We start from the raw sequence: 7,147 nt of genomic DNA, 5'->3' as shown, positions 1-7,147 counted from the left end.
CTGCGCCAATGTCTCTGCGACTATCACATGCGGAATTTGCATCCAGACGCCAATTTGCGGTTTTCCCGACCTGATCGTTTCAGCGAACGAATTTTTTGCCATTTTCGGGATCCTCTGGCACCCAATCCTCTGCGCACCCAAGTGAGTTGTTCTCGGGGGACGATGGCAGGTTTCTCGGCTTTTGACATATACAGTTTGCCCAGAAATTGGCTATCACACCTATCATAGCCACCTTAGGGTCTTGCGATGCACCGACGCTCATATAATTCGCTGCAGGCGCGCACCGCACATGGCCAGTCAAAGTTTCTCTAGAATGTGGATGTTCATAACCTATTCCGGAGAGCCCGACCATGACCACTTCAGATTCTACAACCACCGCCGCGGTGCTGGTAGCGATGGACATTGCCGAGGTGCGCAATGAAGTTCTGATCGAAGCATCAGGCCACTAGCGCCGGTGTCGCCTTTTGGTCCTAACACCCGTGCTGAGCATGATCGTCTGATCGAAGTGCTGCAGGCGTGCGGCCGCCCTGTGGTTTGCGCCTTTTGAGGCGGGAACTATCAACGACCGACAGCATGGCGCCTTGCTCAAGCGGGTTTGAGGTGCGGCTGGTGTCGTCGCTGGCGCTGGCCCGAACACGAGATCCAAGCACAGGTGATCCCAAGCTCGGGATCCAGGCGACGCTGCGGCTGTTCCCCGGAAGCGATCGATCTCGGAAAATACAGCGGCAGGTAGTGCCTCAGGGATACGGTGCTGGATCTCGGTCTTTGGCCCTGGGATCGCTTCATGTGTCTTCGACAGTGTCTGCACGTCGTTGATGCCGGCCCGCACCGGATCATGTTAGAGCTGTGACACGCGCTATCGAAACGCCATCCCAATCACAGGTCCATCGGCTCCCTCTTCCTTGAACGCGCGGTCACTTTCCCAATGACGACGCGGCGCTGAAACTGCTATATCTGGTTCGCAACCACGCCGCCGAGGAATGGAAACGCGCCCCGCGCGAGTGGTTCCAGGCCAGAACACAATTCGCCGTCGTCTTCGGCGAAGGGTTCGTCAGCCAACGACGACAACCGGCCTCACGCACAAGATCCCTGACAGTCCCTGCTCGGAGAGGGGCGGGCTATCGCCGCAGGTATATGGCCATGTCAATCCCGCGATACCACAATCGACGAGGAGTTCCTCAAGCGACCCGCAACTCGCTATTCAGAGTATCATCTAGGCTGTACAGTCCGCCATCGCCTTGAACGCCCACTTACTTGTACGCGACGACCACCAGGCGCGGGCCATAGGATGTGAACTCTCCGCCTTCCTGCCCATAGGCTTCAACAGCCTCGAACCCTGCGCTTCGCAACATGCGAACATATTCAGAAAACCGTACTGTCTGAAAGAAAGATGCGTTCGTCTAGCAAGTCCATTGCGGACGACGATCCTTTCGCCGTTTCGACGATGGGTTAAGCGCGTCGTTGTTGATGATGTCGATTCTTAGATCATCGTTGCGTTGCACGATCTCGTAGATAGGCGACTTGTCGCGTAGCGAAGAGAAGCGATTGAGCTGATCGATCAGCAAACGACCGCTGCGGCGGATTCATGAAGAACGCTCTCATTGCCCGCATCATCGAAATAGCCAAAGGTCGTGTACCACAGAAAAGCCGCGTCAAACCGATCTCGCCAGCGAAGTGGGCGAATAGTCGCCACGAACATCCTCAACGCTTACCCGCGTTCAGTCGCATTCTGTTTCGGCTCTTCTTAGCAAGATCGGGCGAGATATCTAGTCCGGTTAAACGTGCTCCTTTTCCCAATCGGTGAACATGCCGGCGTCGGCGATGACCCGGCACAAATCATTGCTGCCATAGCTGACGGCGATGATGTCGCCGCCGTCGATGCCCTTGAGGAGCGCCGGAGCGGTGGCAATGTCATGAGCTTGCCCAACTGGTGCCGACCAGCCGCGCTGCCGGGTCGGCCGTAATCTGACTCAGCGCCTGCTGCAATAGCTCACAAACGGTTCCACCGTGCTCCGCCCGCAGGCTGGTGGCGGCCGGCGCGGTACCGAAGCGAATTTTCACGGCTATAGCCGGCGCCATTCTTCTCCTTCCTCACACCAGGAAAGTTAATTTGTCCGCGCAGAACGATCCGGGAATCACAACCTTAACGCATTGGTGCGCCCATGGGCCCACGGGTTTTCGCTCGACAAAGCTCAATCTGTTGATGACTTCAAGCGACATGCGGGTGGCCAAAGGCGTTACTCAAGGCTATCTGATTATAGGCGACGCCGATTTCATCCAGATCCTGGCGGGCGAAGACGTCGAGGCCTTAGACGTCTTCGTCAAGACGAAGCTCTACACTAACCCTAATGTTCGAAGATTTAAGAGCATGATCGCGCTTGATCTCGAGCCAATGGAGTGCATGATCGCCGGGATCCGCCGGGCGCGCATGCTAGGCTGCCTGCGCTTCGTCGTTCCGCTGATATTGGAGACCTTCGCTCAGCCACGGCTTCGTACTTCGACATGCAGCATTCGATGGCACTTGCATGAAGATCACCCGATCGTCGGCGCGCCGGAGCGGCCAGACGCCGGCCGCGCGCAGTTCCGCGCCTGGTCCGGCCTGAACCATACACCGCGCCGCGCCAACCCGCCGCCGAGCGCAATTGGCGTACCGTCGGCACGCCAGCACGCGGCGCCGGTCATGGTGCCGTCCCCCTCGAACTGAATCCCACTCATGCCGCAGCCAACGCTGTTAACCGTCGCCACATCGTGACCGCGGTCGCGCAATGCCGCGAGCACACCTTCCGGCACCGAAGCCTCAATCTTCACCCTATCGCCGCGCGTCCAAAGCCGCGGCGCCTCCACTGCCTCTTGCACGCTCATGCCATAAGCGATCAGGTTCGACAGAGCTTGCATTAACGAAGGGAACATGCGCAACCCGCCGGGCAGGCCGATCGCGTAGCGTAGCCTGCCGTCGCGCAGCACCATCACCGGAGACATCGACGAGATCACGCGATTGCCGGGTGCGACCGAGGTAGCACAGCCCGGACGTGGGTCGAACACGGCCATGTAGTTGTTCGGGATCATGCCGGTGCCTGGGACGATGTAGCGGGCGCCGACGCGAAAGCCACGCGAGGCGTGAAGGATCGCGGGCTCAATGACGCCGGCCAATGAGAAGGTACCAAACCGTCGCAGTGCCTCGCACCAGCCCAACAGAGCGCCGGGAACAGCGGCCGCCGTGGGACCAACGGCGTTGCGGCGGCCGACCGTGTCCATCTTGCCGGGCGCGGCCTTCGGGTCGGGCGTGTAGGTGGTGGGGCCGGTCGCGAGTGGTGCGATGCTCATGCCGTCGAGCACGTGATGCGTGCCGTTCGCGAGACGAAACTGCGCCATGCCCCCACCCAGTACCCCCACCATCACCGCCTCGACGACCGAAAGGGTAAATAAGGCCGCGATGGCAGCGTCGATCGCGTCGCCGCCGGCAGCGAGCATTTCCGCCCCGCGGCGGAAGCGAGCGGGTGATTGGTCACCACCATGCCTCGCGAACCGGTCGCCGGTTCTTTCTGACAAGTGAATGTGGCCCTCGCATGAGAGCGCCAGCCAGTATGCCGCATCAATTTACCTCCAATTTAGGGACCTGGAAATATCGACATGATGACGTTGCAGTGTTGTGACACTACGAAGTGTGACAGTGGAGTTTGCGAGACCGTGGGACGAAGCCGTGAGCGGCATCGTCGCCGGCACCGGACCGGGCGCTCAACGCCCAGAGGTGATTGCCGCGCCATGACGCCGATGGCCCCCGGCATTGGCGATCTGACAGCCGCCGCGTGTTGATGATCGGGCGGCGTTTCCAATGGGTCGTTATGCACCGGCGCGGCTTGGCCTCATACCGACAACGACATAGACTGGAGGCAAGTAGTCACTAGACTAAGACTAGACTCCACTCGATCCAGCAGCGGACGCCCCAACATACACAACTTCAGGCAGTCCGGTGCTTGTTAATGAGTTCTTTCACCTTCTGTTTGCGATGCATCTCAGCATGCGCCCAGCGCTCCCGTATGTCCTCGCATTTGAGCTGCATGTCCCGAAAAAGTGTTACTGCTATGGAAACCTGCTCGCAGATTGATCTTTGCCCGGATCCTCCGCCGAACTGCAGAGCATCTCTGCACTCTTCAAGACTAGCCGGTAATACCCCAGCGAGGTGGCTGGCCAACTCGCTTCGGCGCTGCTCAACGGAGTTATCCTGAGACAGGCGGCTGGCGATCTGGCCAATTATTGTGTGGGCCTTCCTGAAAGGAACGCCTCGCGACGCCATCCGTTCGGCGGCGACGGCCGTCATTGATGACCCGTCTTCCAGATGTTCGCGCATAGACTTCCCGTTGAACGACATGTATTTCACGATAAGCGATGTGAGGATGATGGCCCTCTTCACGGCCTCCTCTGAAAGCCTGAGAGGAGAGCAGCCGTAGTTGCTTGCCTCAATCGAGTTACTGAAAGGCGCTTTGCAGATAGCTGTTGCAGCAGAAACGTATGCGCCAATTACGGTGCTTGCCGACCCCTTGATGTGTTCAAGTAGAAATGGGTTCTTCTTTTGCGGAAGCATGGAAGAGCCGCCGGCAAGATAGTGAGGAATATCGACAAGAGCGAACTCACGAGTCGTCCAGACTTGCAGATCCTGGGCCACACGACTGAGCAAGGTTGAGATGCTAGCAAAGATTGAAAGCCCGTGCAGGTGATGGTCTCGGCTCGCGACCGCATCAAGTGAGTTGAACGACGGCAGTTCAAATCCTAGAAGATTTGCGGTTTTCAAAGGATCTATCGGCATACTGGTGCCTCCGCCGGCACCAGCGCCCATAGGGCAGTTCCTGATGTCTTCCAGCAGGGAATGGAGGCGCTGGCGCTCGCGCCCCAGAGCAAAGAAAACGCTGAGCAGGTAATGCCCTGGCGACCCAGGGAGCGCGATCTGGTACTGACTGTACAACGGAGCCACAAGTCTCGATGCCTCTTCCACTCGCTGAAGGAGGGCATCTTGTGCAGTTCCTATTTCTTGCGAAATGGAACACGCAGCTTCCCGAAGGACCAGGAGAGAAATGGTCGCGTTCAAGTCGTTGCGGGATCTCGCAAGGTGCAGCCAGCCGGCCTTTTCAGGGCCAGCTCTCGCGGCAAGTTCGGCCTCATAGGCCAGATAGAGGCCACGCGGAGCATCACGGCCCTCCAAAGACTGAAAGCCCTCGTCCTGGAGGTCCAAGATGTGCTTGAGGAGATCGGCGACGGCGGCCTGGCTGACCAAGTCCTGATCCGCCAACATCACCAGATGTGCTTCGTCTATGCTCGCTTGGTGCTGCAGAAGGCGACCGTCACGCGAGATTTCGATAGGCGGAGCGAGCAACTTCATCGCTTCGGGATGTAGGTTCCACCTGCCCTGGCTTGACCCAGCTTCTTGCTTGTCGTCCGACTCTCCGGTAGCCGCCTCAATATCCATCACAATGGAATCGATCATCCGTTCAGCTGCCGCGGCGGCGGCATTGAGTTCATCAGCGACGCCTATAGCGTAGGCCACCCGGTCTCTAAAGTCGCCATTTATTCGAACTTTCTCCCCCTCAGATTTCAGAAGACCCGCTTCAGGCACTGTAGTTTCTGGATTTCGAGAAAAGCCCAGGCGTTTGAGCTTCCCGGACGTGTGAGCAAGTCGGAAACGGATGGCTCCCGCCCTTGCGCTCGCCCGTGGAGGCGTGAACCCTTCTCCCGCGTAAAGTCTAATTACCATGTCAAGGATTGACGTGCCCAAGGCATGCGACAGCATAACCGGAATCATTCCTCCAGCCAGCCTGGGATTGACCTCAATGATGACTGGGCCCGACTCCGCTATCACGAACTCTACATGAGCCGGTCCGAACTCCAGGCCGAGAGCCGATACCGCGCTCACGGCAAAAGAGGACAATCCCCGGAGCGACGGCTCCGAGAGCGGGGCCGGGAAGTCGTGCCCCACCTCGACGAAGCAGGGAGGCGGGCCTTTGTGCTTGGCAAGAATTCCAAGGCAATGCATCATCCCATCGCACGCAATTATCTCTGCCGAGTATTCCTTACCCTCGACATATTGCTGGATGAGGATGTCGGGACTGGACAGATCCACTTGATCGAGCAGTGCGACCCTTGCAATCTCAAACGCCTTGATGGCGGCTGCGGCAGTAGCGCACAACCTCACGCCGCTACTACCGCTTCCGGACACCGGCTTGACAACCACCGGCAGAGTAGCTTGGGCAAGAATATTCTCGACATCCCTGACGGAAGTGGCCAGCCGAGTTTCAGGGATCGTGATTGATTGTCGCTGCAACTCGGCCGCTTGCTGCCATTTGTTCCGGCATGTAGCTATAGCGTCCGGATTCGCTGCTGGCAGCCCAATCGCCGTCGCGACATTTGCCGCTGCTTCCACAAAATAATCCGACGATGAATATATTCCTTCCAGCCCTCTTAATTTGGCGGCGACCCCAATGAGTTCATCCGGACTTCGCGTTTCAGCTTCGATAACTTGGGCGAGGGAGTCCCTAAGAAACGGATAGCGCGCAGGGTTGCGGGTAACAAGGTAGGTCTCAAAGCCCAGGAGTCGGGCCCGCTTCATCAATAGTTCGCCAGTGCCCGTCGTGTTGCTTTCCACGAAAAGGAAGCTACCTCGGTTCATCAAACTTCTCCAAAAGGCTCAGGACAGCTTCCCGGGTTCTCCGTTTCCAAAGATATCGGTTCCACGGTGGGAGGGCGGTCGAGGGGTGATTTTCGGTGGCCGGCGCGCCCAGCAGAACACTGTCGTTTAGACATGCGTTCTGCTTTAGCCACTCGCGGTCGTATGCAGCTTCGACGTAGCGGTGGCCTTCATCAGGACATATGACGACTACAGTCTCTTCTGGACACTGCCGAGCACGCCAGCGCCCCACGATGTAGCTCGCTCCAGAGGTCGGACCGGCGAAAACGGCGTGGCGCTCGTGGAGGGTCCGCATTGCAGCAAATGCGAGCGGAGCCGAGATGAGATGCACCTCGTCATAGAGTTCATGCTTCACGTTCTTGGGCACAAGACTGTTCCCCAGCCCCCGCAGTTTCCGTTCGCCATCCTGTTGGCCAAAAATGACGCTATTGAAGGTGTCCACTCCAATCAGGCGCGCGCGAGGGGCTTTTT

General features: G+C 58.4%; 3 protein-coding genes and 3 pseudogenes. 3 read left to right on the top strand and 3 right to left on the bottom strand.

Translation table 11 applies throughout. From position 1 onward, the window contains the following. Positions 1-350: 350 nt before the first annotated feature. The 3 genes and pseudogenes from NKI19_RS32385 to NKI19_RS32375 all read left to right on the top strand — a co-directional run. Positions 351-642 (top strand): annotated as a pseudogene (locus NKI19_RS32385) (IS110 family transposase); the annotation flags it as partial. Positions 643-906: 264 nt separating this feature from the next. Next, a pseudogene (locus tag NKI19_RS32980) lies at positions 907-1,050 on the top strand (transposase); the annotation flags it as partial. Between the two features lie 1,153 nt (positions 1,051-2,203). Continuing rightward, a complete protein-coding gene (locus NKI19_RS32375) occupies positions 2,204-2,704 on the top strand; it encodes an Lrp/AsnC ligand binding domain-containing protein (protein WP_352951286.1) in 501 nt (166 codons plus the stop codon). Here the strand turns inward: NKI19_RS32375 and NKI19_RS32370 are convergent. The 3 genes and pseudogenes from NKI19_RS32370 to NKI19_RS32360 all read right to left on the bottom strand — a co-directional run. Next, a pseudogene (locus NKI19_RS32370) lies at positions 2,593-3,593 on the bottom strand (gamma-glutamyltransferase); the annotation flags it as partial. The gene NKI19_RS32375 and the pseudogene NKI19_RS32370 sit on opposite strands and share 112 nt — an antisense overlap. 365 nt (positions 3,594-3,958) lie before the next feature. Continuing rightward, on the bottom strand, positions 3,959-6,658 hold the full coding sequence (locus NKI19_RS32365; RefSeq protein ID WP_352567675.1) for a lyase family protein: 2,700 nt from the start codon (positions 6,656-6,658) through the stop codon (positions 3,959-3,961). Then, on the bottom strand, positions 6,645-7,147 hold a 503-nt coding region (locus NKI19_RS32360; RefSeq protein ID WP_502899376.1), incomplete at its 5' end, for a PALP domain-containing protein. The genes NKI19_RS32365 and NKI19_RS32360, both read right to left, overlap by 14 nt.

Origin of the sequence: Mesorhizobium sp. M0751, assembly GCF_040320265.1 — a bacterium.
Lineage (GTDB): Bacteria > Pseudomonadota > Alphaproteobacteria > Rhizobiales > Rhizobiaceae > Mesorhizobium.
Note: the sequence above shows the minus strand (reverse complement) of the source record. Positions and strands in the feature narration are given on the sequence as shown.

Coding starts and splice junctions, on each gene's coding strand:
- NKI19_RS32375 (WP_352951286.1), top strand. CDS start 2,204: ATGACTTCAAGCGACATGCGGGTGGCCAAAGGCGTTACTCAAGGCTAT.
- NKI19_RS32365 (WP_352567675.1), bottom strand. CDS start 6,658: ATGAACCGAGGTAGCTTCCTTTTCGTGGAAAGCAACACGACGGGCACT.